Origin of the sequence: Paraburkholderia sp. RL17-347-BIC-D, assembly GCF_046027915.1 — a bacterium.
Taxonomy (GTDB): domain Bacteria; phylum Pseudomonadota; class Gammaproteobacteria; order Burkholderiales; family Burkholderiaceae; genus Paraburkholderia.
The window spans coordinates 14,960-36,412 of sequence record NZ_JARESS010000008.1; the positions used below are offsets into that span (position 1 = coordinate 14,960).

15 protein-coding genes are annotated in these 21,453 nt (G+C 59.9%); 4 read left to right on the forward strand and 11 right to left on the reverse strand.

Translation table 11 applies throughout. The features are described 5' to 3' along the window. Nucleotides 1–2: 2 nt before the first annotated feature. The 8 genes from P0D96_RS13080 to P0D96_RS13115 form a co-directional block, all read right to left on the reverse strand. Nucleotides 3–2,156: a glycosyltransferase gene (locus P0D96_RS13080; protein ID WP_408313729.1), complete on the reverse strand. Its 2,154-nt coding sequence runs from the start codon at nucleotides 2,154–2,156 to the stop codon at nucleotides 3–5. Next, nucleotides 2,153–4,354: a polysaccharide biosynthesis tyrosine autokinase gene (locus P0D96_RS13085; protein ID WP_408313956.1), complete on the reverse strand. Its 2,202-nt coding sequence runs from the start codon at nucleotides 4,352–4,354 to the stop codon at nucleotides 2,153–2,155. Before P0D96_RS13085 ends, P0D96_RS13080 begins: the two co-directional genes overlap by 4 nt. Nucleotides 4,355–4,413: 59 nt before the next feature. Continuing rightward, entirely contained in the window at nucleotides 4,414–4,986 is a 573-nt protein-coding gene (locus P0D96_RS13090) for an arsenate reductase/protein-tyrosine-phosphatase family protein (protein WP_121311450.1), read from the reverse strand. Continuing rightward, nucleotides 4,971–6,629 carry a glycoside hydrolase family protein gene (locus tag P0D96_RS13095; protein WP_408292217.1) on the reverse strand — a complete coding sequence of 553 codons (1,659 nt, stop codon included), beginning with the start codon at nucleotides 6,627–6,629 and terminating at the stop codon, nucleotides 4,971–4,973. Before P0D96_RS13095 ends, P0D96_RS13090 begins: the two co-directional genes overlap by 16 nt. A gap of 46 nt (nucleotides 6,630–6,675) precedes the next feature. Next, the gene (locus P0D96_RS13100) at nucleotides 6,676–7,800 is read right to left on the reverse strand and encodes a polysaccharide biosynthesis/export family protein (protein ID WP_408313731.1); all 1,125 of its coding nucleotides are present in this window, start codon (nucleotides 7,798–7,800) and stop codon (nucleotides 6,676–6,678) included. 113 nt (nucleotides 7,801–7,913) lie between these two features. After that, nucleotides 7,914–9,296 carry an undecaprenyl-phosphate glucose phosphotransferase gene (locus P0D96_RS13105; protein WP_408313733.1) on the reverse strand — a complete coding sequence of 461 codons (1,383 nt, stop codon included), beginning with the start codon at nucleotides 9,294–9,296 and terminating at the stop codon, nucleotides 7,914–7,916. Between the two features lie 49 nt (nucleotides 9,297–9,345). Continuing rightward, nucleotides 9,346–10,320 carry a GlxA family transcriptional regulator gene (locus P0D96_RS13110; protein WP_408313735.1) on the reverse strand — a complete coding sequence of 325 codons (975 nt, stop codon included), beginning with the start codon at nucleotides 10,318–10,320 and terminating at the stop codon, nucleotides 9,346–9,348. Between the two features lie 883 nt (nucleotides 10,321–11,203). Beyond that, nucleotides 11,204–12,199, reverse strand: a complete 996-nt coding sequence (locus tag P0D96_RS13115; RefSeq protein WP_132381543.1) for a GlxA family transcriptional regulator — start codon at nucleotides 12,197–12,199, stop codon at nucleotides 11,204–11,206. A gap of 928 nt (nucleotides 12,200–13,127) precedes the next feature. Between P0D96_RS13115 and P0D96_RS13120 the strand changes: the two genes are divergently transcribed. Next, nucleotides 13,128–13,313, forward strand: coding sequence for a hypothetical protein (locus P0D96_RS13120; protein ID WP_132381545.1), 186 nt, complete (start codon nucleotides 13,128–13,130; stop codon nucleotides 13,311–13,313). Between the two features lie 231 nt (nucleotides 13,314–13,544). Here P0D96_RS13120 and P0D96_RS13125 read toward each other — a convergent pair whose 3' ends face one another. From P0D96_RS13125 to P0D96_RS13135, 3 genes are all read right to left on the reverse strand, one after another. Then, nucleotides 13,545–13,790 (reverse strand): hypothetical protein, encoded by a 246-nt coding sequence (locus P0D96_RS13125; protein WP_243658501.1) that lies wholly within the window; start codon nucleotides 13,788–13,790, stop codon nucleotides 13,545–13,547. Nucleotides 13,791–13,852: 62 nt separating this feature from the next. Continuing rightward, nucleotides 13,853–14,107, reverse strand: a complete 255-nt coding sequence (locus tag P0D96_RS13130) for a hypothetical protein (protein WP_132381546.1) — start codon at nucleotides 14,105–14,107, stop codon at nucleotides 13,853–13,855. Nucleotides 14,108–14,277: 170 nt separating this feature from the next. Then, nucleotides 14,278–14,505: a hypothetical protein gene (locus P0D96_RS13135; RefSeq protein WP_408182040.1), complete on the reverse strand. Its 228-nt coding sequence runs from the start codon at nucleotides 14,503–14,505 to the stop codon at nucleotides 14,278–14,280. 840 nt (nucleotides 14,506–15,345) lie between these two features. On the opposite strand from P0D96_RS13135, the gene P0D96_RS13140 reads away from it, so the two are divergent. The 3 genes from P0D96_RS13140 to P0D96_RS13150 all read left to right on the forward strand — a co-directional run bounded on the left by P0D96_RS13140 (nucleotide 15,346) and on the right by P0D96_RS13150 (nucleotide 21,410). Next, nucleotides 15,346–17,445, forward strand: a complete 2,100-nt coding sequence (locus P0D96_RS13140; protein ID WP_408313738.1) for a putative bifunctional diguanylate cyclase/phosphodiesterase — start codon at nucleotides 15,346–15,348, stop codon at nucleotides 17,443–17,445. A gap of 220 nt (nucleotides 17,446–17,665) precedes the next feature. Further along, on the forward strand, nucleotides 17,666–18,808 hold the full coding sequence (locus tag P0D96_RS13145) for a 3-oxoacyl-[acyl-carrier-protein] synthase III C-terminal domain-containing protein (RefSeq protein WP_243658503.1): 1,143 nt from the start codon (nucleotides 17,666–17,668) through the stop codon (nucleotides 18,806–18,808). Between the two features lie 28 nt (nucleotides 18,809–18,836). Beyond that, nucleotides 18,837–21,410, forward strand: a complete 2,574-nt coding sequence (locus tag P0D96_RS13150; protein WP_408313739.1) for an ATP-binding response regulator — start codon at nucleotides 18,837–18,839, stop codon at nucleotides 21,408–21,410. Nucleotides 21,411–21,453: the final 43 nt, after the last annotated feature.

Consider the following 21,453-nt stretch of genomic DNA (forward strand, 5'->3'; position numbering starts at 1 on the left):
TCTCACGTAAATCTCCGCGACAGCACGCAGCGCCGAAAATACTTGGCTGCGCTCAACAGGGAAAAACATAGCCATTCGACGTTGCTGATGACTCTGCGTCTGCGGAAGTGGAGGTAGTTATCCTGTTCACCTTTCTGGATTTTCCAGAGTTGAGCGCTCAGGCCGGTTTGCGCACCGAACTGCGCCTTGTAGACGTATGAAAGGGCAATCGGAAACAGGTAGGCCTCGCCTTGCTCCACCAGAACAGCTTCAAGCAGCATGAAATAGTCTTCAGCGTGCCGCTTCTTCTCGTCGAACCGGGCGCCGACATCTGCGCGCATCAGAATGCTGGACGGCGTGAAGCGGTTCGAGAACAGGATGCGCTGTCGCGACATGCGGCGCGGCGCGATGGCAGAAGGCCATGGTTGCGATTCGGGATGCTCGCCGGGCTCGAGTTGCGCCACAGGATGGCCAGTGATCGCCGCCTCCGGACGAGCACGCATCCATCCGTACTGGATCTCCATCTTGGCGGCATGCCAACTGTCATCCGAGTCGAGAAACGCGATGTAGGGCTGTGTTGCAACCGCCCATGCGGCATTACGCGCTGCACCCGGTCCGGCGTTGCGAGGCTGCGGCAGTACGCGGATCCAGTTGGCTGGATACCTCAGCGCCAGTTGGCCGAGAAGGTCGAGTGTGCCGTCGGTGCTGCAATCGTCGACGAGGATCAACTCTCGTGGGCGGCACGTCTGCAGAAATACCGACTGGACGGCTCGCCCGATCGTAGCGCGGCAGTTGAAACATGGAATGATCACGCTTACGGGAATCTGTTCGGATAGCAAGGAGGGCGCAATCTGGGCATCCTGCTGAACGTCGGCGACAGGTGCCGGCTTGCGCCGTGCACCGGCCAGGAAACGACGGGCGCACAGCACGGACAGCGCAGCCCAGACGACCTCGCCTGCGACCGACGCAACCGCGGCGCCGACGATGCCTGCGAGCAACACGCCGATCATTCCAGCAATGACGCTGAATAACAACGCAGCGAAGGCGCAGCGGTTACGCACATGAATCAGATTGCGGGTCGTCATCACGGAAGAGGCGCTGACGGTCAGGAATCTGAATGGCGTGCTCAGCGTCATGAGCATCACCACATTCACTGATTGCTCGTATTGCCTGCCAAATACCAGTGGGATTGCGAACGGCGCGAGCAATGCTGCGATGCCGGCCAGTGCGACACCGGAGGCGAACATCCATTTGTTGCCGTCCCGGTACACTCGTTCGAGACGCTCGTCGCCCGACGCAGCCCAACGATGAAGGCGCGGCATCAGGAGCTTCTGGAACAAAACGGTTGGCAATAGATAGAGCGCGGTCAGGATCGTCACGGCGACGCTATAGACGCCGACGTCCTGCGACGTGCCGAGGTGCGAGACGATCACCAGCCCGCTTTGTCCGTACGCATAGAAAAGGAGACTGGAGACGCCGAAGGGCATGGCGTTGAGCCAGAGTTCATAGATCGACGGCGTTGTCAAACTCCCGCTCATCCGTCGCGCTGCGGATTTCGCCCCATGTCCAATCAGTTCCACAGCACCACGCCGCAGCGCGGAGACCGACCGCCAGGCGCACAGCGTTACGATTGCGCCCATGCAGCCAAAGCCGAGCGCAATCGCCTCGCTGCTTGCCCCCAGCTGCCAGCAAGCCAGCACCAGTCCGAGACGTCCGGCATGCTGCAATGCCTGCCACATCGCAACCCGCCCGAACTTCTCTTCGAGCAGCAGTTTCGCCGAGGCCATTTCGATTACGCCCTGCGTCAATACCACGGGGAGCATCGACAGCAGCAGTTGGCTGGTGCGCGCGTCGGCCGTGCCGACCCATGCCCAGAGCGCGGCGGCGACGAGGCACACGAGCGCGCTGCGAGTGATGAAACGAACCGATGCCTCCATCCAGCGCTTTGCCGCCCAGCCTTCGGTGCCGTAGGCCTTTAGCCAGAAGGACGGCACGCCGAAGCCGACCGCCGGGGCAATGATGGTCACGACGGCGAGCGCGGCGGCGAACTGTCCGTACTCCGAAGGTGACAGCGACCGCGCCAGCATCGCCTGTACGGCGAACGCCAGCCCGGCCGATCCCAGCGCGCTGACGGAGAGCAAAGATGCCGCCCAGGCATCGCGGCCTCGCTGCGTCATTGCGCGACCTCGTCCAGCACGGGGCGAGGATCTTTGCTTCGCGAGCTCGCGTAGCGATAGCTTCCGTAGGTCGTGCCATACCGGAATCGTCCTGCGTGCCGATCGATCCCGTTGAGTACCACGCCTTTCACGTCGACGCCGACCTGCCGCAGGCGGCGCGCACATTCTTCGAGTTCCGCCGGCTTCGTGATGGAGGCGCGCGCCACCAGGAACACATTGCCATTGGAATAGGGCGCAAGAATGGCGGCGTCGGGTACAGGGAGGAGCGGTGCGGTGTCGACGATCACCACGTCGTACCACGCGGAGAGGGTCTGGAAAAGATCGGACACGCTCGGGCTGCTCAGATGGTCGGCAGCATTGGGCGGCATCGACCCGCTTGGGAGAAAGTCGAGCGTCGAGCGCTCGACGTTGCGGATCGACGCGTCGAGCCCACTGGCACCGGCGATCACGTCAGATAGCCCAACGGCCGAGTGGCAGCCATAGGCACGGCTCAGTCCGCTGCGTCTAAGGTCACCGTCGATCAACAGGACACGTTTGCCGGTCCGTGCGAGAACCGCGGCCACGTTCGACGCGATAAACGATTTACCGATGTTGGGTGACGGCCCGGTGAACATCACGACTTTGTTGCCCGAGTCGGACAGCGAAAACTGCAATGCCGTACGAAGACTGCGCAAACTCTCGATCGCGGGGTCGGCCGGATCGACGAATGCCAGCGGTCGCCGCGGGGGTGTTTTTCGACGCAAGTACCCGGACAACCGGAAGCCACTGCGGTTCGCCATCGGCACCACGGAGAACACGCTGAGATCGGTCTGTTCTTCGATCTCGTGTGAATCGGAAATCCCACGGAACAGCAGATCGCGGATGAACGCGGTAGCGGCCGCTGCAAACACGGCGAGCACGACCACGACGAGACACAACACGGGGCGCCACAACCGGATCGGCTGGTCGGGCAACAACGCGTTATCGAGAACGCGGACGTTCCCGATCCGTCCCACCTCCAGAATCTGCAACTGTTCGATGTTGTTCAGCAAGCCGACGTAGAGGTCATTGCTGATCTTGACGTCACGTTGTGCCGTCACCACCCGACGTTGGGTCTCCGGCAGACGATCGATGCGTTGACTGAACCCGGCCGATTGCGCCTGCAGCACCTTGATCTGGCGATCGAGCGCGACCACCGTTGGATTCGTCGGTTCAAAGCGGGTCAGCGCCTCCGCGCGCTTTTGCAGGAGCGTGCTGACCTGGGTCTCATTGTCGGCGGATTGCTGCAGGATGGCGCGCGCCTCACCGTCGAGATCCACCGATCCCAGCTTGCTTCGAACCGCGGCATAGGCACTTTCGGCGGCATCGAGTTTCGCACGCAAGTCGGGTACCTGGCCGCGCAGGAAGGTCAGCGATCGCGCGGCCTGCTCCGCTTTGCGGTCCTCGTTCTGGCCGACATAGTGGCGGGCGATATCGTTCAGGATTGCCGTGATCAGCACCGGGTCGCTGCCGCGCAGCTTGACCTGAAGAACATTGGAATCCTTGCCCAGCTCACTGATGGAAAGACTGCGTTGAAGCTTGTCGATCGTCTCCAGACGCGATTGCCGCGTGAGCTTGAAGCGCGCGCCAGGTGCCGCGCGGATCGCGCTCACGTGCAAGGTGATCGGACCGTCGTCGCTGACAAAAGTCTCGGTCTTGCCGATCCGGCCGACAACGTCCTGTTCGAGGCCGGCGCCCGAAAGCCGGTAGCTCCCGGCGCCCAGAACCGTCAAGCGGTACTGTTCTCCCTCGAATCCGGTGGGAACGTCGAAGCGCTGGACGCTTGCGCTCTCGTCACCCCACGTGTATCCGCCCATGCCGAGGAAGCCAGGGTGGGACAGCCCCTTGCTGGATCGCGCGATGGCGCGACCGATGAACGGAAAACGCGCGGGCTCCGCCTCGATATCCAGACGCAGGTTATCGACGGCCGAAGCCACGACAAGCCGCGACTGGAGCACCTGCATTTCCGTGTCGGCGGACGACTTGACGTCGAGCATCGACGAAAGATCCTGGCCCAGCAGCGACGACGCGGTGGTTGCGGCAGAGCCCTCGTCGACCTGAGTGATGATGTTGACCTGATATTGCGGATCCGATAGCAGTACCGCCGCGATGCCGAGAATCGAGACGGTTCCGAAAATCCACAGCATCATGCGGCGATAGAGCATGAAGACATCGAGCATCGCCGCCAGGTTGAACTCTTTCTCAGTGGCGGCTGCTTCGTGCGGAGCATACGGCGGGTTCACTGTGCACCTCCGCCAACGCAGACGGCTTCCGGATAGACGCGGTCGCCCGTTGGTTCATTCAGGCTTTTCAGTCGCCGTACCCAGTAGTCGATACCGTCTGTCAATGCCTCGCGACACGCGCGGAATGCGGAGATGGGCATGCCCATCGGATCATCGATATCAGCATCGTCGAAGCCGCGTATCGAGAAGATGCGGCCGCGCATCAGCGGATAAAGCGACTGCAGACTTCGCGTCTGTGCTGCGGTCATCGTCAGTATCAGCTCCGCGTCGTTCGCGATCTGTCGGGTCAACTGCGTGGCGCGGTGCGCTTGGATGTCGATGCCCATTTCGGAAAGTACCGCGACGGCCTCGGTCGCCGCCGGTTGTCCCACCTCGGCTGCCAGACCGGCGGAACCGACGCGCAGACCTTCGACGCGTTGCTGAAGAAGGGCAGCAGCCATCGGGCTGCGGCAAAGGTTTCCGTGGCAAACCATTAGAACGTTGGAAATCATCTGGTTGTTCTTTCTTTGTGTTGAGACGTTGCTGACTCGAATGGGCGTTCGCGCATCCAACGTCATGACGAGCGCCATACCGCGAGTTCGTTGATCTCGAGCTTTCCCGTCCAGCCGGTGAAGGTCGTCTTGAGGACAGCCTGAACGGCGCCGGCTGGAACGGCTGCTTGTGCAGACGGAAGTTCATTCGCCGCGCTTTGCGATTCACTCACGCTCAGCGGAACGCCCCCTGCGGCAAAAAACTGGAACGCGAATGCCGTGCGGCCCGTTATGCCCGTCGCTGTGGCAGTACACGCGGCCAGAACGGTTTCGCCGGGACTGACCGGGAAAGGTGTACGTGTGATCACCGAGAATGGCGCGTTATCCTGGTCGTTCGACGCCAGCCGCAAGGCCTGCCTCGAGCTGGCCACTGCGCTGTTTCCGGCAACCGGGTCCGAAGCGACGATTTGGCCTGCAGTCTGACCGGGCGTGGCGACTGACATGTTCCAGTGCGTGAGCGCGTCCACGCGCGTGCCCGGGCGATCCACCGTGAAGAGACTGTCGGCGTTGATCACGCCTCCCCGCCACGGCAGCGCCTGAACCTTCTGGAAGCTCATCGCGGTCACCGACTCGACCGGCACCTCGTCACCGATCAACGCCGTCAACGCCCCCTGCGGTGGAGACTCGAAACGCCACTCGACGCCGGAGGCGGAGAACTTCGCAGTGCCCGCGACCAATTGACGAGGCGCATTGTTCAGGTCCTTGCGCTTCCAGCGTCTCGGCAGCACGATCGAGTCGCGGAACACGGCGCGAAGATGCTTACCCGAAGCCGTGGCGTTGACCAGCAGTCCGTCGATACCCTCGATGTGACAGTGGTTGAGCGCCACCGTGCCGAAACGAGCCTGACGGCCGAAATACACCACGTCGCCGTTGAAATCGAACGAGCAGGCATCGAAGACAAAATCCATGCTGTCCGAGTTGATGTCGACGGCACGCGCGGACCCGGCAAACGTGCAATCGACGAAGGTCATCCGTTCGCCGCTATTCACGCTTCTGCCCACCCCCGCAGCCACGTAAATGCCGTTCTCGCGGTTCTGTTCGAACCGCGACGAGAACCACGCGGTGAGGTACGTATTGAGCGGATCGATCCGGAGCGCGCCACGCCAGCCCGTGACCACGACATTGCGGCCACCCGCGTCTCTCACGGCGCCCGAAAATCCGGCTTGCCGGTTGCCCATCACGATGCCCCATCCTTCGGCCCGCGCCTTCCCGGGGCCAAGTATCGAGATCGTGCCGCCTGTGCCGTCGAGGAACGGCGAGCGGTCACCCGGAAAACGCAACTCTGTCGCGGGAAGCGTGGTTTCGTTTCTGCAGGTCAAGCCGTCCCAACCCACAGGCAACTGGGAGAAGTCGAGCAGGACGCCGCCCACCGAGCACAGCTTGATCCAGGGCGCGGTGTCGATCGTCTCCGTGAGTACGTATCGACCGGCCGGAATCATCAAGGCCGGTAAGCACGACGTGTCGCGCGTGCGCAGTGCGATATTGCGCACGTAGTCGATCGCGCGCTGGAACGTGCCGGTGTCGTCCGTCGCACCCTTGCCCTTGGCGGCGAAGTCACTGATCCAGCGAAATCCGCTCGGTGATCGATTCTCAATGGATTCGCCCCACCCACGCGAGACAGCCGTGGCGCCCAGTATTGCGGCGCCGGCTGAGAGACCCATTGCGGAACGGCGATTCACCATGACCGCACCGTCATGCGCTGGCTTCGGAGAAATCGCAATGTCATGGTCATTTCGTCACCAACCCCGCCGTAAGTCCGGCGTTGATACCAGGAAGCAGAAGGCTCAACACACGGCTGAAGCGAACCAGCCCGTTTCCGTCGACGTAGACGATGTCCTTCGGTTGTAGTTCGAACCGATTGGCGAGAATCATCGAGACGGGCGACGCGGCGTCGAGGTGGAAGACACGTGCGTCCTTGCCGAGCCCGCGGATCACATACAGTTGCGTGGCGTCCGCGGTCGTCGAACTGATGCTGCCCGCCTGTGAAAGCGCGTCGCTCAGCGTCAACTGACCGCTGCGTAGCGGCAGCGCGGTAATGGGTTTTGTCACTTCACCCAGCACGAACACGCCGTTTTCTTCTCTGGCGGAGACGCGAATCAGATCGCCGGGACGCAGCATGATCTTCGAAGGGTTCAAACCGCGCTGCAGCATCCCCGTGAAATTGATGTCGTACGACTGACCGTTGCGAGTCAACGTAATGCGGCTCTGATCCGCAGCCGCGCTGAACCCGCCGGCATGACTGATGGCGTCGTACAGCGTCGTCGGAATATCGTTGATGGATTGCGCTCCCGGCGTACGTACTTCGCCGTCGACGTACACCTGCTTCGCGCGAAACGACGCAATACGCACCGTCACCTGAGGATCGTGGAACGACTTGCTCAGTTCCGCCGCAAGCTTGCGTTGGACTTCGTCGACTTTCATGCCCTCGACGTGAATATTTCCGACGAAGGGAAACCGCAGATAGCCTGTGTCGTCGACGACGAATCCCGGCGGCGGGTCGTAGGTGCGCGCGTTCGCAGGTGGCTGCGCGCCCAAAGCCGCGGCCAGTTCCGGGTGGTCCCAGACTGTGATCTGGAGCACATCGCCAGCACCGATCGTATAAGCCTGGCCGCGGCCGAGCAGGGCGCTGGCGCTGGCATCGTTACGGCGTTCAGCTTCACTGCGGATCTCGTCGATTGACGACAGGGTCACTTCGGTCATCGGTACGGGCAACTGCTCGGCCGGCGCTTGCACACTCGCACTGGTTATCGGCAACGTAGACGCTTTTTGCATTTTCATGCCGGGCGCAACCGAACAGGCGGACAAGGCGAACTGGAGCGCCGCAATCCATGCAACCCGATTTATCGAAAACATGTTGACACCGCCGCGACGCAGCGCGTTGGACCTGACTTTCAATTGCTTCACTCCGATTCCTTTTTATTGGGCTCGCCGACCTCCTTCTCGCGGTCCGCGGCTCCGCACGATGACTAGTACGCCTGCTTGCTTAAGAACCCACGGACCACCGTGCATAGCACGATCTTGATATCCATCCAGAACGATCGATGACGCAGGTAATACAGGTCGTACTCAACGCGGCCTGCCATCTTCTCCAGCGCGTCCGTTTCGCCTCGATAGCCGTTGATCTGCGCCCAGCCGGTAATGCCCGGCTTGATGCGATAGCGGTCGAGATAGCCCGAGATCAGCGGTCCGTACAGGTCGTCGTGTTCAAGCGCATGGGGACGAGGACCGACGATCGACATTTCGCCGCGCAGGACATTGATGAACTGCGGAATCTCGTCGAGACTCGTGCGGCGCAGGAAGCGCCCTACGGGCGTGATACGGTTATCGTTGCGTGTCGCCTGACGCACTACGCCACGCTCTTGCGCATGAACTCGCATCGAACGAAACTTGTAGATTGAAAACGGCCGTCCCTTCAGGCCCTTGCGGCGTTGCCGGAAGAAAACCGGACCCGGCGACGAGAGCTTGATGGCGATCGCGATCACCACGAATAGCGGTGCAAGCCCGATCAGCGCAACCAGTGCAAAGGCCCTGTCGAAGATCTCCTTGCCGGTCATCGCCTCATCAGAAATGGCCGACGGAGAAAGACTGAGCGAGGGGATGTCGAGTGTGCCGAGCGACGCGACGCCGGCGTACAGTCCGAGCGGCATGAAGTCCGGCATCAGCCGAATTTCCACCAGCGTGTTCTTGAGCGCTTCGATGCAATGGGCCGCCGCGGCGTGGGCCGACAGCGGTAACGCGAGCCATACCTCGTGAATGCCGCCGGACTCCGCTAGCCCTGCGAGACGGGCCAGTTTGGTCTGGCCATGCTCGCCCATGGCGGAGCCGGGGCGGTCGCCGGCGTCGTGCAACTCGACAACTTCCGCGACACGAAAATCCGGGTGATTGCTGGAGTCGACCTTCGCAACGATCAGCTTGAGGTATTCGCCGTTGCCCACGACGACAATGTTACGGGCGCGCAACCCGACAACACGCGGGGAGGAACGCATCGTGGAGGCGATCACTCGCCATGCCGCGAGCAGTACGACGCCTATGCAGGTCCACCATGCGATCCAGGACACCAGCGTCTCATCCTGGTGCTGAATGGACAGCAGGAGCAGCAAGCCGGCGAACTGCAGGGCCAGCCATGCCGGCAGAACTCGGGTCCCGAGGCGATACAACGAGCGCATGGGCGATACGGCGTAAACGCGAACAATCGGCAAAAGAGCCGCTGACGACATCAGGATAACGATTGCGAACAGCAACTGAAGTGGGCCGCTTTCGTGGCCCTGCGCAGGAGCGATATGGGCTGCGATGACAGCCGCGAGCGCAATGCACCCGCTATCGATCAGGCGTGCGACAGCTTGTTTCATGAGAATCTCCGTGGAGCCGGTTGAGGAAGCAGCCAGCTATCGCTCGCTTCTACGAAACGGGGCGGCGTACCCGCTTGACGGTGGGCGGTTCGGACGACCCGTTATCAGCCAACCGGTTGCGCTCATTGGTCCGATACTCTGTCGGTGACATTTGCAGGTGCTGGCGGAACAGCTTGGCCAGTCGGTCGCCACTACCCAGACCCGTACGACGGGCGATCTTGTCGGCGGGCAGGTCGGTATCGACCAGCATGTGGCAGGCTTTTTCGAGGCGGACCCGCAGGACGAACTCCGTCGGCGTCACGCCGATCTCCTGTTTGAAGCGGCGGAGGAAATTGCGTTCGCTCATTGCCACAGCCTGAGCGGCATCCGCAATCGATATACGGCTCTCGCTGCTGACCCGCAACTGATACGCTGACGTGCGAATCAGGTCACTGGCGCGCGCCTCGCGGGAATTGAATACCGAGTGGGTGAACTGTTTCGGCGTGACGGGCAGCAGGTCGTGCGCGACCTGGCTGGCCGTCTCGTAGCCACAATCACGTTTGACGACGGACAACGCGCTGGTTAGCGCGACACTAGCGTCGGCGTCGATGCCGGCGGTTCTGGTTGCGGACAGCGCGCTTGCGGTCATCGCACCACCTGCCACCTCAGTCACTGCAACATCCTTGGGTTCGAGTCGAGCCATTTCGAGAACGCCATTACCTCCGCCGATCCCCTGCACCACCTCCGCATGCGGATAGGCGTGACGTAACCACGAGATCAGCCGTTCGTCGCTTTCGACGGGTGCGCTCACGGCTCCGAGCGCAAACAGCGCATGAACATCTTTCGCGTAGTGGGAGTCGACCGCGTCGGTCCAGATCAGCACGCCCGAGGACGAGCGTATGGCTCCGCCGCTGGCGGACACGAGACGCAGGTCGTAGTAGTTGTGTAGCGCGTTGTCCGGATGACGCAAACGGTTGGCGAGACTGAATGTCTCCGCCAGGCGCCCCATATGAATGAGCGAAAAACCTTCGAACAGGAGAATCACAACCTGTCTGCGGCGGCGCGCCAACCCCACGCTCCCGCCCATCATGAGATGAATTGTTTTCCTCGTTATATCAGTCGCACATTCCATACCGCTGGCCCCCGGCACTATTAGCGAAAATGAGTTTTCTGCAGCGCATCATATTCGCGGGGGTGCTCTGATCAGACAGGGGCGTCCGATTCAACCATGCTCTTGGCGGATTTGATCAAGAACATCCAGGCTGGTAATTTTTTGACACGAAATGCATCGATTTGCCGCTGACGAACGCCAAGAAATTCATATTGGCTTCATATCCGGCAATTGAATATTTGGCGCGCGGTATCGGCGCGAAAGAGGGCGCCGTGTCGCGATAGTCCGCGTCTGGAGCCTCATTGCCAGCTGACTCAAATACGGTCAAATCATGGCGAAATGACGATATATCAGGGTGGTGTCGCGAGTGTGGGTGGTTAACCGAGTTATACACATTGCATCATTTCGGTCGCTATAGCAGGTTCAGCCAGCTCTTTTTTCTATGTGAAAAGTTCGCGATGTGAAAAAGCAGTGGTGAATTAATGCTCGCTATTGCGCTAATTGCAGTTCGCCACTGAGACCCGAAAGGAAAAAATAGACCCGGAAACATTGGCATCAGTTACTGACTACTTTCGGTGTAATTTGTCGGGTGCGCTCCCATGACGGGTGTCGATCCGTATCGCTTGTGCCGGCCGTATCAATGCATCGGATTGCCCGGTGGCTGGCTAAGGGCACTGCACCGTCGCAGGGCTATCGGCAATCGAAACAGAAGCGGCGGGCGTCGGTGGAAGCAGCCCGGAATGAGCTCGGCCGCTTCTCCGCAAGGCGGATCACCGTGCGCAGGTATTCGCTTTCAGGGGAGCGCCACGCTGCGGGCTCAGCTCAGGCTACTCGGAGAGGCTTCTTTGCTCAGCCGGTAATCGGTGGGTGTGGTCGCCAGATACTTTCTGAAAAGCTTAGCCAACTGACCGCCGCTGCCAATTCCGCAGCGCCGTGCGATTTTGTCGATGGGCAAACGCGATTCAATGAGCATCTGACAACTCAGGTTCAGACGCGCGCGAAGCAGATAGTCGGAGGGCGTCATACCGATCTCGTTCTTGAAGCGCCGCAAGAAGTTGCGCTCGCTCATGGCTGCGAGACGCGCCGCGTCGTCGATTGAGATGGGACGATCGACGTTTGCCTCCAGCCACCGGGCCGATGCCATGATCTTCTCGCTAACCTGCGGCGCCCCGCTGCGGGCGACGGAAGAGCTGAAAGGAGTCTTATGCGGCGGCGCGACGGACTCGGCAACCTGACGCGCCAGTTCAGGCCCGAGGTCTTCTTCAACGATGTGCAGTGCCGTGCGCACGGCCGCGGGCGTGTCGCCTTGCGACCGTGCCGGACCTCGGTCGCACGCTTCGGAGCCGCTGCGCAGCAGCGGGCAATAGCGGCTTGGAAGCCCAGCCGCTTCCAGAAGCAGCCGGCCCTCAGCGATTGGGTGAACGATTTCGCTGAACGGATGCCTGTGGCGTAGCCAATTGCGCAGGCGCTCATCGCAGCGTGCCTCTTGCGCGCCCGCGCCGCCTGCGATGAACATCAGATGCGTGTCGCTCGTGCCTTTGTGTGAATCGACGCTGTCTGTCCAGACGAACACCGACGACGAGCTCGCAATGCGGCCACCCGCAGCCGAAAGCAGCGAGACGTCGTAGCGCGCGCGGCCCGATCGTTGCGACGCGGCGAGCGCGTTCGCCTTATGGAATATTTCGATGAGCGCTGCGACCTTAGGCAGCGCAAAGCCATTGAACAGCACTATGTCGACGTGAGTCGTCGCGTTCACTTGCGCCGGCACCGCACTTTGCCGCGAGCTGAGCGGCGGAATATGTACCAGCCCCATTGGTTCTTTACCCCGGAATGTTGTGGCCTGTAAAGCCTCTCTCAAGACCCTGTAATTCTTTTGTCGAGGCCTGTTATGCAAATGATACAGGCGCCATTATTATAGGCTGAATTAGTCAAGACATTGGCAGTGGAGACATTGAGTGGGTATGGGAGCACCGAGTTGGGGCACGCGTTTAAACGGAAAAAAATTCGAATACGTCGAGACGATATCCTGGATAGACTGAGACGGAATGTATAGGGAATCTTCAAAAATGATTTATACCAGACACGAGACAAAGCCCTATTCGAGATGTTGGTACCCGTGCAGCGTGCGCGCTTGGGTAATGCCCGGTAAGTATTCTATCTCGCTGTAATTCCGAATCCCGCCTCACGCAATAACAGAATGAGGAATCTGTCTTTGTCTGCGGCTTCGACGCGCGTCACCAGGCCTGCGGAAAAAGCGTTGTCATGGCGTAACGATTCTGAATTGGACGAGGTTTGCATTCTTCATCCTCGTTTGAGACCGGTGCTCAGAACGCCATTGACGCGAGGAAACCTATGGCGGGTAGCAATTCGTCAAGCGCGGTCGAAACGGTGGTGTCTCTTCGGACAGAATGTTTCCGATAGCGGCCGCTCGGAGGAAGGTCGAGCCGGGATTGATAGAATCGCACCGGCCGTCGGCACACGGCCTCATCCTGATTTCGATTTGCTGTTGCGCAGCGATTGTCTGACTCCAATTGATCCGGAAATATTCGGGGTAGGGCTTTCCAGAGTCATTTTTGAAGGATGACACCCGTATCATGTAGACGCGCCACGCGGTGCGTTCGCCGCACGGGGCTGGTTGCGGCCGTCAGATTCAAGCGGGATTGTGTCAAGCTCAGTCATACATTAAGCAAACGATTGCGCGAGGGCCTAAATAAGTCGGCCGCGCAGCCGATAACCCGTTCATGCACAAACAACACATTAAGACAATCGTTGATGCCGCCAGCGAAACCGCCGATAGCATCGTCGGCGCGCGGCAGTGGAGAACGGCCGAAGATGCGAGCGCGATGCACGATGTGATCTTCTGGGACATGATCGCCAAGCAATTACCCAATGTGAGCATTGCCGATCTGCTTTCAATCCTGAATTAGACGCAAAGCGCGGGTTGTGGCTATACATTCCGCGGTGGACTGAGCAGTGACATAAGACGGCTCGATAAAGGAGACGAAAATGTTCGTTCCGGTTCACTGTTTTCCGATTGGCGGATCACTTGCACAGTGAGCCGCTATTTTCGCTTCAAATTAGAACGCACAAGATACCGAAGGACGTTTTGCCATTCGGACACGCGGTTGGCCCCATAGCGGGGCGGCGAAATCGCGCGACTACCCATCGTTGAGTCCCATCACTGAAAAAATTTTGACGACCGCTCCTTGCCTGGGTGGGCGTCCTCCTTGTTGTTGATTGAAGACTTGCACGGCGCGCATCATCTCGTCCCAGGAAAGTTTTCGATAAGCGCAAATGTTGTACGTGATGCCGTGTTGCTGGTCTTTGACAAAATTATCAACGCTCGGTAGCTGCATGGTTTCCTCGAATGCGGCGCGCGATTTTTTGTCCGCCGGAGCGGACATCTCTCAACCACGGCGGTGGTCAGCAGACTCTCTGCAAGACCTCGACCCGCAGACGCCGCTCACTAAGACACAGCCGGTGGTTCTCTAAGGTCCTGAATGACCAGCGACGCAGACAGAAATACGTCTTCAATCGCTGCAGCGTACTCGCCCGCCGAATCGCGACTCTGTTCGTCCATCGGATGGAACGTGGCGCTGCGTCGGATTGCACGTCGCATACGCTCCAGTTCGTTGATTGTGGGAGATGTCTTGGCGAGCAGCGCTGCGATTAGCGTCTGGTACGCGAGAAGTTGCATCCGCAGCTGTTGAATGTCTTCCATCAGTGACTCTTTCATAAAAGTGAAGCGTTCTGGAACAAGGCGGTCATGTCCCGGGATTGCGGACACTCCTCTTTTAGTGCCTGCTGTGTGGTGAGCCGGTACACATGTATTGGATTCAGGCTGCGTGCATCAATAAGTTGACTCTTCCCGCTGCGAACTCACGAGCGATCCTAAGCAACCGTGTGAGACAGACCCAGAATGACGGTTAGTGAGCCTGTTTTATCGTAATCGAAGAGCCGTGACTTCACTCGCAGAACGCCATCGAATCCCAGTTCGTCGACCTTCATTGTTACGTTGTCGCCGACAAGGGGAAGTTGGTGTGCTGCCCGTGTACCGGTAGTACGGTATGTACCAAAGCCACCGGTGTACTCATACACGTAAGTTACTTTCTCATCCATGTGCGCCCCGCTCGTGTGGATCAGCAGTTCTATTCGCTAGAAGTCTCGCACAACTGCGGGCGATTTCGCTTGATGCCATCGGGTAGCTTCGAAGGGGGTTGCGATCACATCGATGCGATTCGAGGGGCGCTGCGAAAAGATGGGAAGCCTTGTCTATAAAGACGAAGGCGGGAATGACCGTTTCATATGGCATGGTCATTTGACTTGATGGGTAATTGGCTCAGGTCCAAAACACCTCATGACGTGGCGGATGCGGCCATGCTTTTGGCAGTTCTTCCCAACAAATACCGCGGTGTGGTCAATTGCCGGTTAGCCACGACGAGGGAATATTGGTATCGAAAGTGGCAATCAAAGACTCTGATACATACGGGCCGACGTGCGGTTGCCCTGCAACTGGCGAGAGAATGGGAGTATCGACGAAAAAGAACCTGCCGCCCGAGGGAGCGGCAGGTTGTAAGATCGAGGGGTGGGGTTTGCTTGAGAGAAGCCCCCTCGAAAGACCGGCTTTGAGTTTAATCGCCCGAGGGCGGCAGCGGACTCAGGCGGCGGATTGGATCAAGTTGTTGACTGAACAGGACGTGAAAAAGCGGGCCGGTGCAAATTACGGGCACGAGGGAGAATATGACCGGCCGTTCAAACCCGTGGTCCAGTCGCAGTTGACGTAGACGGAGCCCGCCCGACGCAACATCCCCCCACAAAAGCATAAAGTTATCCCCCACTCTGCCGTTAGAGCAGAGGGGACTACGCGCCGCCGAACTAACGCGGCGCGGCTCGCGGAAGCCAAGCCCCAGATGCAAAAAAACAGTCGCATAAGACTGATACGAAAAAGAGAGAGGGCCGATGACTGGTGTCTACAATCCCTTACTGGTCTGCCTGTCGCTGGTGGTCGCATTCCTCGCGTCCTACACGGCGGTGGAGCTGTCCGGTGGCCTGAACGCGCTCGCGAGCGCGAAACGGCGGCCGCTATGGCTCGTCGGCGGCGCGGTGTCGATGGGCGTCGGCATCTGGTCGATGCATTTCATCGGCATGCTCGCGTTTTCGCTGCCGATTCCGATTGGCTACGATTTTTTCATTACCGCGGCGTCGCTGTTCCTCGCGATCAGCGTGTCGTTGATCGCGCTCGCCACCGCGAGCCGTGGCGCGCTGTCGCACAGGCGCCTTTGCATCGCGGGGACGATCATGGGCTTCGGCGTGGCGGGGATGCACTTTACCGGCATGCACGCAATGCAGATGTCGCCGGGAATCGAATACACGATCTGGAAAGTCGCGCTTTCCGTGGGCGTGGCGATCGCCGCATCGATAGCGGCGCTCTGGCTCGCCTTCACGCTGCGTGCATCGGACGCCGGGAACCTCGTCGTCAAGCGGCTGGGCGCGGCCTTCATCATGGCGATCGCGATTACCGGCATGCACTATTTCGGCATGAGCGCGGCCAATTTCGCCGCCGGCAGCCTGTGTCTCTCCGGCGAGAAGTTCGACGCGAACTGGCTGGCGCTCGTCGTCACGGCGACGTCGTTCACCGTGCTGGTCGGCACGCTCGCATTGTTCGGTTTCCATACGAGCAGCCTCTCTCTTTCTCTGAAGCGCGCGAACCGACAACTGCATTATCTCGGCACGCACGATGCGCTGACGAACCTCCCCAACCGTCAGCAACTCGCCTTGCGCATTGCGCAGGCGGTCGCCGAATGCGCGCGCAGAGAATCTATGTTCGCCGTGCTCTTCATCGACCTCGACGGCTTCAAGTCGATCAACGATTCACTCGGCCACGGCGTCGGCGACGACTTGCTCCAGGTGTGCGCCAAGCGTCTGCGTCAGGACTTGCGCCATACCGACATGGTCGCGCGGCTCGGCGGAGATGAATTCGTGATCGTGGTGGAGAACGTGGCCGATGCGTCGTCAGCGGCGGCAGTCGCCAATGGCGTGCTGCGGCGGCTCGCCCAGGAGATCGTCGTCGACGGACTGCCGCTGCGCGTGAGCGCGAGCATCGGTATCGCGTTCTATCCTTGCGACGGCGGCAATGCCGACGAGCTGCTCCATAGCGCGGACGCCGCGATGTACGCTGCCAAGCAAAGCGGACGCAACACGTTCCGCGTGTTCGAGCCGCAGATGAACCACATCGCGCTCAAGTCGCTGATCCTGCAACGCGATCTGAATCGCGCGTTGAGCGACGGCGAACTCAGCGTGTCGTTCCAGCCGAAGTTCAGCGTTGCCTCCCAATCGGTGACGGGCGTCGAGGCGCTGATCCGCTGGCGTCATCCGGAACTCGGCGAAATTGCTCCGCTCGAATTCATCCCGCTCGCGGAACGCTCGGGTCTCATCGTCGAGATCGGCGACTGGGTGTTGCGTGAGGTCTGCCGCAACATCGCGCTGTGGGATGCGCAAGGGCTGCCTGCGATTGCCGTGGCGGTAAATCTTTCGCCGATCCAGTTCAACGTGCCGGACCTGGTGGCGCGTATCGACGCGCTACTCGACGTTGCCGGCGTCGATCCGTGTCGTGTGATGTTCGAGATCACGGAAACCACGGCGATGCAGAGCATCGAGAAAACGAGCCGGACGATCGAAGCGCTGCAAGCGCGCGGCTATACCGTGGCCATCGACGACTTCGGCACGGGATACTCGAGCCTCGGCTACCTACAGCGGTTCAGGTTCGACCAGATCAAGATCGACGGCTCGTTCATGCGCGACCTCGACTCCGCCGGTCAACGCGGCAGCGCTTTGCTGTCCGCCGTCGTGACGCTCGCGCGCGCGTTGCAGATCGAGGTCGTGGCGGAAGGCGTCGAGACGGAGTCGCAGTTCCGCACGCTCAGCGAACTTGCCTGCGATCAGATGCAGGGTTTCCTGTTGAGCCGGCCGTTGCCCGCCGCTGAGTTTCTCGCGTTCCTGCGCGGCGCCGCAGACCGGGTTGTCGCCCCCGGAAGCGCCTGCGCCGCGTCCGCGGGATGAAGGCGGATGCCGGTCCATTGTCGGAGACCGGGCCGGACGACCGATTCGCGGGGCCGCCAATCGCTGCGTTCCGCGAATACCGGTACACCCTGATTCCCGCCGGAACTACCCTCCAACGCCACCACCGGCGCGCCGGCCCTTCCCGCCACCCCAACATCCCCAACCCCATTGGCAACATGCCAAAGCGGGACTTTTTTCATGAATTGCGGTGGACGCGTTAATGTACCAGCGCCGCGAGGCCGGGTATCTGGCGTCCCAGATACTCGCCGCCATAGGCGCAAAACGTACTTCTACCCACCGCGTTAATTTTTTTCATGGATTCTTTATGCTTATTAAAAACGTAGCAGTCAGCTTGCCCTCCAGGATCGTTACGAACGAGGAAGTGATCGATATGATTCGATTCCATTCCAAAGAGTACGAGGGCGACATTGACAGGGGGATGCGCACCATCAAGACGTTGCTCGACAGAAGCGGACTGGTCAACCGGCGCTGGTGTGAAAGCCATGAGTCGCCTATCGATCATGTCGCGATGGCGACGCGCAAGGCGCTATCGGAAACGTATCTGAAGCCGGAGCATATCGAGCTGTTTATTTATGTCGGCATTGGAAGAGGGTTCCTCGAACCCGGCAACAGCCACATGATGGCGAGCACGCTTGGCTTCGTCAATGCGGAATGTTTCGATGTGGTCGACGCCTGCATGAGCTGGACCCGAGCCATGGCGATTATCGACAGCCTTTTCAAGTCGGGCCAGTACAGAAACGCTATGATTGTGAATGCCGAGTTCAATATGCTTGCAGGCGGTCCACTCTATCCGGGGAATTTTGCGTTGAAGAACCAGGCTCAGATTGAATACACCTTGCCGTCGTTCACGATAGGCGAGGCGGCGACCGCTACCTTGCTCGTCGCAAAAGAGCCGGATAACTTCAGCTTCGCTTTCCGCGCGAAGCCGGAAGTGTCGGACCTGTGCACCATCCCGATCCCCGGCTACGAAGGGTATTGCCACCCAACCGAGCGGATCGGGAAAAACGGCGACATGCGTTTCACATCATTCGGCCATGAGCTTCACAAGAATTCGGACGAACTGTCCGCGGTATTGACTAAACTGCCTGTTCCGAAGAAAGACATCGACATCGTCTTCACCCACGCATCCTCCAAGGCGGCGTGGCAGGGTTATGGCGCAAAGGTCGGAATCGACGACAAGATGTATCACATCTATCCGGAAACCGGAAACCTCGTGTCGGCTTCGATCCCGGCTGCGATTTCACTGGCAAAGGACGACGGGCAGTTGAAGAGAGGCGACCGGGTGCTGTGCTGGGTCGGCAGTGCCGGCATGTCATTCAACGTCAGCAGCTTCAAATTCTGAGGCTGGATAGATAAACATAAAGCACGACATGAGAGCCATTTCAGGGAGCATCCGTTACCTCAACCGAGTGGTTTACGACTCGGCCAAGGTGTCGGACTATAGCGTGTTGGCTGTTGGCGTAATCGGTACGATCGGACATCCGCTGTACTGGCTGTGGTGGACGTACATCGATCCTCAACCCAACGAAAGCCTGCAAATGCGTGCTTTCGGCACAGCCGCCTGTGCGCTGCTGCTTTTGCGCCGTTTCTGGCCCGCTTCGGCCGTGCGCTTCCTGCCGTGGTATTACTTCGTAACGGTAGCCTATACGCTACCGTTCTTTTTCACTTATTACCTGATTGCCGGTCACTATTCGATGCTCTGGTCAATGGCCGAGCTGGGCATGGTGTTTTTCCTGATCGCCATATTTCCGTCTTTCGTTGCATTAGCACTCAATCTGATTCTGGGTATTGGCCTTGCCGTCCTGTGTGCCAGGATCGTGATTCCGCAATCCCTCCACGTGGATGGGCAGCTATTTCTCTACACGTATCTGCCAGTTTTTACATTCGGCATTTTCGCCGGCCTTACGTTCAGTTACAGCAACCTGAAGGGCATCGTTGCGCAGGCAAAAAATGTCGCGTTTCGCGCGCTCGCCGGCTCGATCGCTCATGAAATGCGCAATCCTCTCAGCCAACTGAGGCACGTACTGGATCGCATGGAAGAGGCGCTGCCCGCGGTGACGGAGGCCAACCCGTCGCCGGCTTTGTCGCATGACAGGGCGGCGTTGCTCTATCGACATCTCGCCCACGGCCAATTGTCGATTGATCGGGGCCTGCGCATTATTGCCATGACGCTGGACGAAGTCAGTGCGAAACCCATCCGCTCGGATCACTTCACCTATCTGAGCGCGGCGGCCACCACGCGTAAAGCGCTGGACGAATACGGCTTCGGCGATCAGAAGGAGCGCGCCAAAGTCCGACTCGCGGTGCTGGAAGATTTCATCTTCAAGGTCGACGAAACCGTCTATCTGTTCACGCTATTCAATCTGATCAAGAACGCACTCCATCACATTGCCACGCATCCTTTGGCGACGCTTACGCTTACAGTCGACCGCCAAACGGTGCTGGTTCATGACACCGGCCCCGGCATTGCGCCCGACCTGCTGCCGCATCTGTTCGAGCCTTTCCGTACCGCGGGCAATTCGGCGGGTACGGGGCTCGGCCTTGCCTATTGCCAGCGCGCGATGCGCGCCTTCGGCGGCACGATTGCCTGCCGCTCGGAAGTCGGCAAATTTACTCAGTTCACGCTGCAATTCCCCGTCGTCTCCAGCAGAGAAGTTGGAGAGCATGAGCAGAAGATCTTCGAGCGCGCCACGCCGTTTTTCACCGGCAAACGCATTCTCGTCGTGGACGACGATGCCACTCAGCGGGCGCGAAGCCGCCGTGCGTTGTCGAAGGTGGGTGCGGACGTGAGCGAAGCGGAAAACGGCGAGGTGGCGTTGAGCGCGCTTCGGCTGTCAGCGCCGTACGACCTCGTGCTGATGGACATCAATATGCCGGTCATGGACGGCTACACCACCACCGAGAAGATCCGCGCCGACCATCAAGACCCGAACTGGAACGTGCTGATCGCCGCCTATACGGCGGAGCCGGCCAATGTGACGCGTGTGCTTGCCCGCCGCGCCGGTATGGACGACATGATCAGCAAATCCGCCAGCGCGGTGGAACTGATCACCGCGCTTCAGACGCTCTTCGAAAGCGGTAATCGGCATGTTCACAGCCATCCATTCGACGGGTTTGCCGGCAAAACGATTCTGGTGGCGGACGACGACACCTACAGCAGGCGGATTGCCAAGGGTTATCTGGAGCGATGCGGCGCACGCGTCGTCGAGGCCGAGCATGGGCCGGACGTGCTGGCGAGGTTGGCGGAGAAGGGCCCCATCGATGCCATCGTGATGGACATGAACATGCCAGGAATGGGCGGCGTGGAAACGACTGCGTCGATTCGCGTCCGTGCTGATTCATATGCTCAGGTCCCCATCATTGCATTGACCGGGCAATCCGATATGAAAGCCGTGCAGGCCTGTCTTGCCGCGGGCATGAACGAGGTCATGATCAAGCCCGTGCAGATCGGCGCTCTCTATGCTTCCCTTGCAAGACAGTTTGCCCAGCAACGTGCGTCGCATGCGCCGATCAAAGCCGAGCCGGTACAAAGGCCCGCCGTGCAAGCGGGCAGACCTGCGCCGATCAAGGAAGGCCCCCTGCTCGACGAGAAACACCTCGAAGAACTGGTGGCGCTCGATTTGCTGGACCAGACGTTCCTCAACGGCATCGAGCAGATTCGCTCGACCGTGGCGCAACTCGCCGCCAGCGTGGCGGCCCGCGACCTCGAATCGACGCACGGAGCCTTACACGTCCTTCTTGGCATCAGCGGCAATATCGGCGCGAAGGCGCTGCATCAGTTCGTGCGGCAGATCTATCCGCGCGTGGTCGAAGGCGAATGGCCCGCCGAGGCCGACTGGCTGGCGCGAATCTGCTCGTTGAGCGACGACTCGGCGCCTGCCTTACAGACCTATTTCGCTTTGGCCAAAGCGCGTGGCGATCATGGGGACGCGCTGAGCGATTGATGGGCGTCGGAGTGCCCTCGTGTTGCGCATTGAAGCGGCATTA

What these genes read in the sequence shown, in the direction of transcription:
- P0D96_RS13145 (WP_243658503.1), top strand. Translation starts at nt 17,666, where the DNA reads ATGTACCAGCGCCGCGAGGCCGGGTATCTGGCGTCCCAGATACTCGCC.
- P0D96_RS13140 (WP_408313738.1), top strand. Translation starts at nt 15,346, where the DNA reads ATGACTGGTGTCTACAATCCCTTACTGGTCTGCCTGTCGCTGGTGGTC.
- P0D96_RS13125 (WP_243658501.1), bottom strand. Translation starts at nt 13,790, where the DNA reads ATGTCCGCTCCGGCGGACAAAAAATCGCGCGCCGCATTCGAGGAAACC.
- P0D96_RS13095 (WP_408292217.1), bottom strand. Translation starts at nt 6,629, where the DNA reads ATGGTGAATCGCCGTTCCGCAATGGGTCTCTCAGCCGGCGCCGCAATA.
- P0D96_RS13120 (WP_132381545.1), top strand. Translation starts at nt 13,128, where the DNA reads ATGCACAAACAACACATTAAGACAATCGTTGATGCCGCCAGCGAAACC.
- P0D96_RS13135 (WP_408182040.1), bottom strand. Translation starts at nt 14,505, where the DNA reads ATGGATGAGAAAGTAACTTACGTGTATGAGTACACCGGTGGCTTTGGT.
- P0D96_RS13150 (WP_408313739.1), top strand. Translation starts at nt 18,837, where the DNA reads ATGAGAGCCATTTCAGGGAGCATCCGTTACCTCAACCGAGTGGTTTAC.
- P0D96_RS13130 (WP_132381546.1), bottom strand. Translation starts at nt 14,107, where the DNA reads ATGGAAGACATTCAACAGCTGCGGATGCAACTTCTCGCGTACCAGACG.
- P0D96_RS13080 (WP_408313729.1), bottom strand. Translation starts at nt 2,156, where the DNA reads ATGACGCAGCGAGGCCGCGATGCCTGGGCGGCATCTTTGCTCTCCGTC.
- P0D96_RS13115 (WP_132381543.1), bottom strand. Translation starts at nt 12,199, where the DNA reads ATGGGGCTGGTACATATTCCGCCGCTCAGCTCGCGGCAAAGTGCGGTG.
- P0D96_RS13085 (WP_408313956.1), bottom strand. Translation starts at nt 4,354, where the DNA reads ATGCTCGATGTCTTCATGCTCTATCGCCGCATGATGCTGTGGATTTTC.
- P0D96_RS13100 (WP_408313731.1), bottom strand. Translation starts at nt 7,800, where the DNA reads ATGTTTTCGATAAATCGGGTTGCATGGATTGCGGCGCTCCAGTTCGCC.
- P0D96_RS13105 (WP_408313733.1), bottom strand. Translation starts at nt 9,296, where the DNA reads ATGAAACAAGCTGTCGCACGCCTGATCGATAGCGGGTGCATTGCGCTC.
- P0D96_RS13090 (WP_121311450.1), bottom strand. Translation starts at nt 4,986, where the DNA reads ATGGCGCTCGTCATGACGTTGGATGCGCGAACGCCCATTCGAGTCAGC.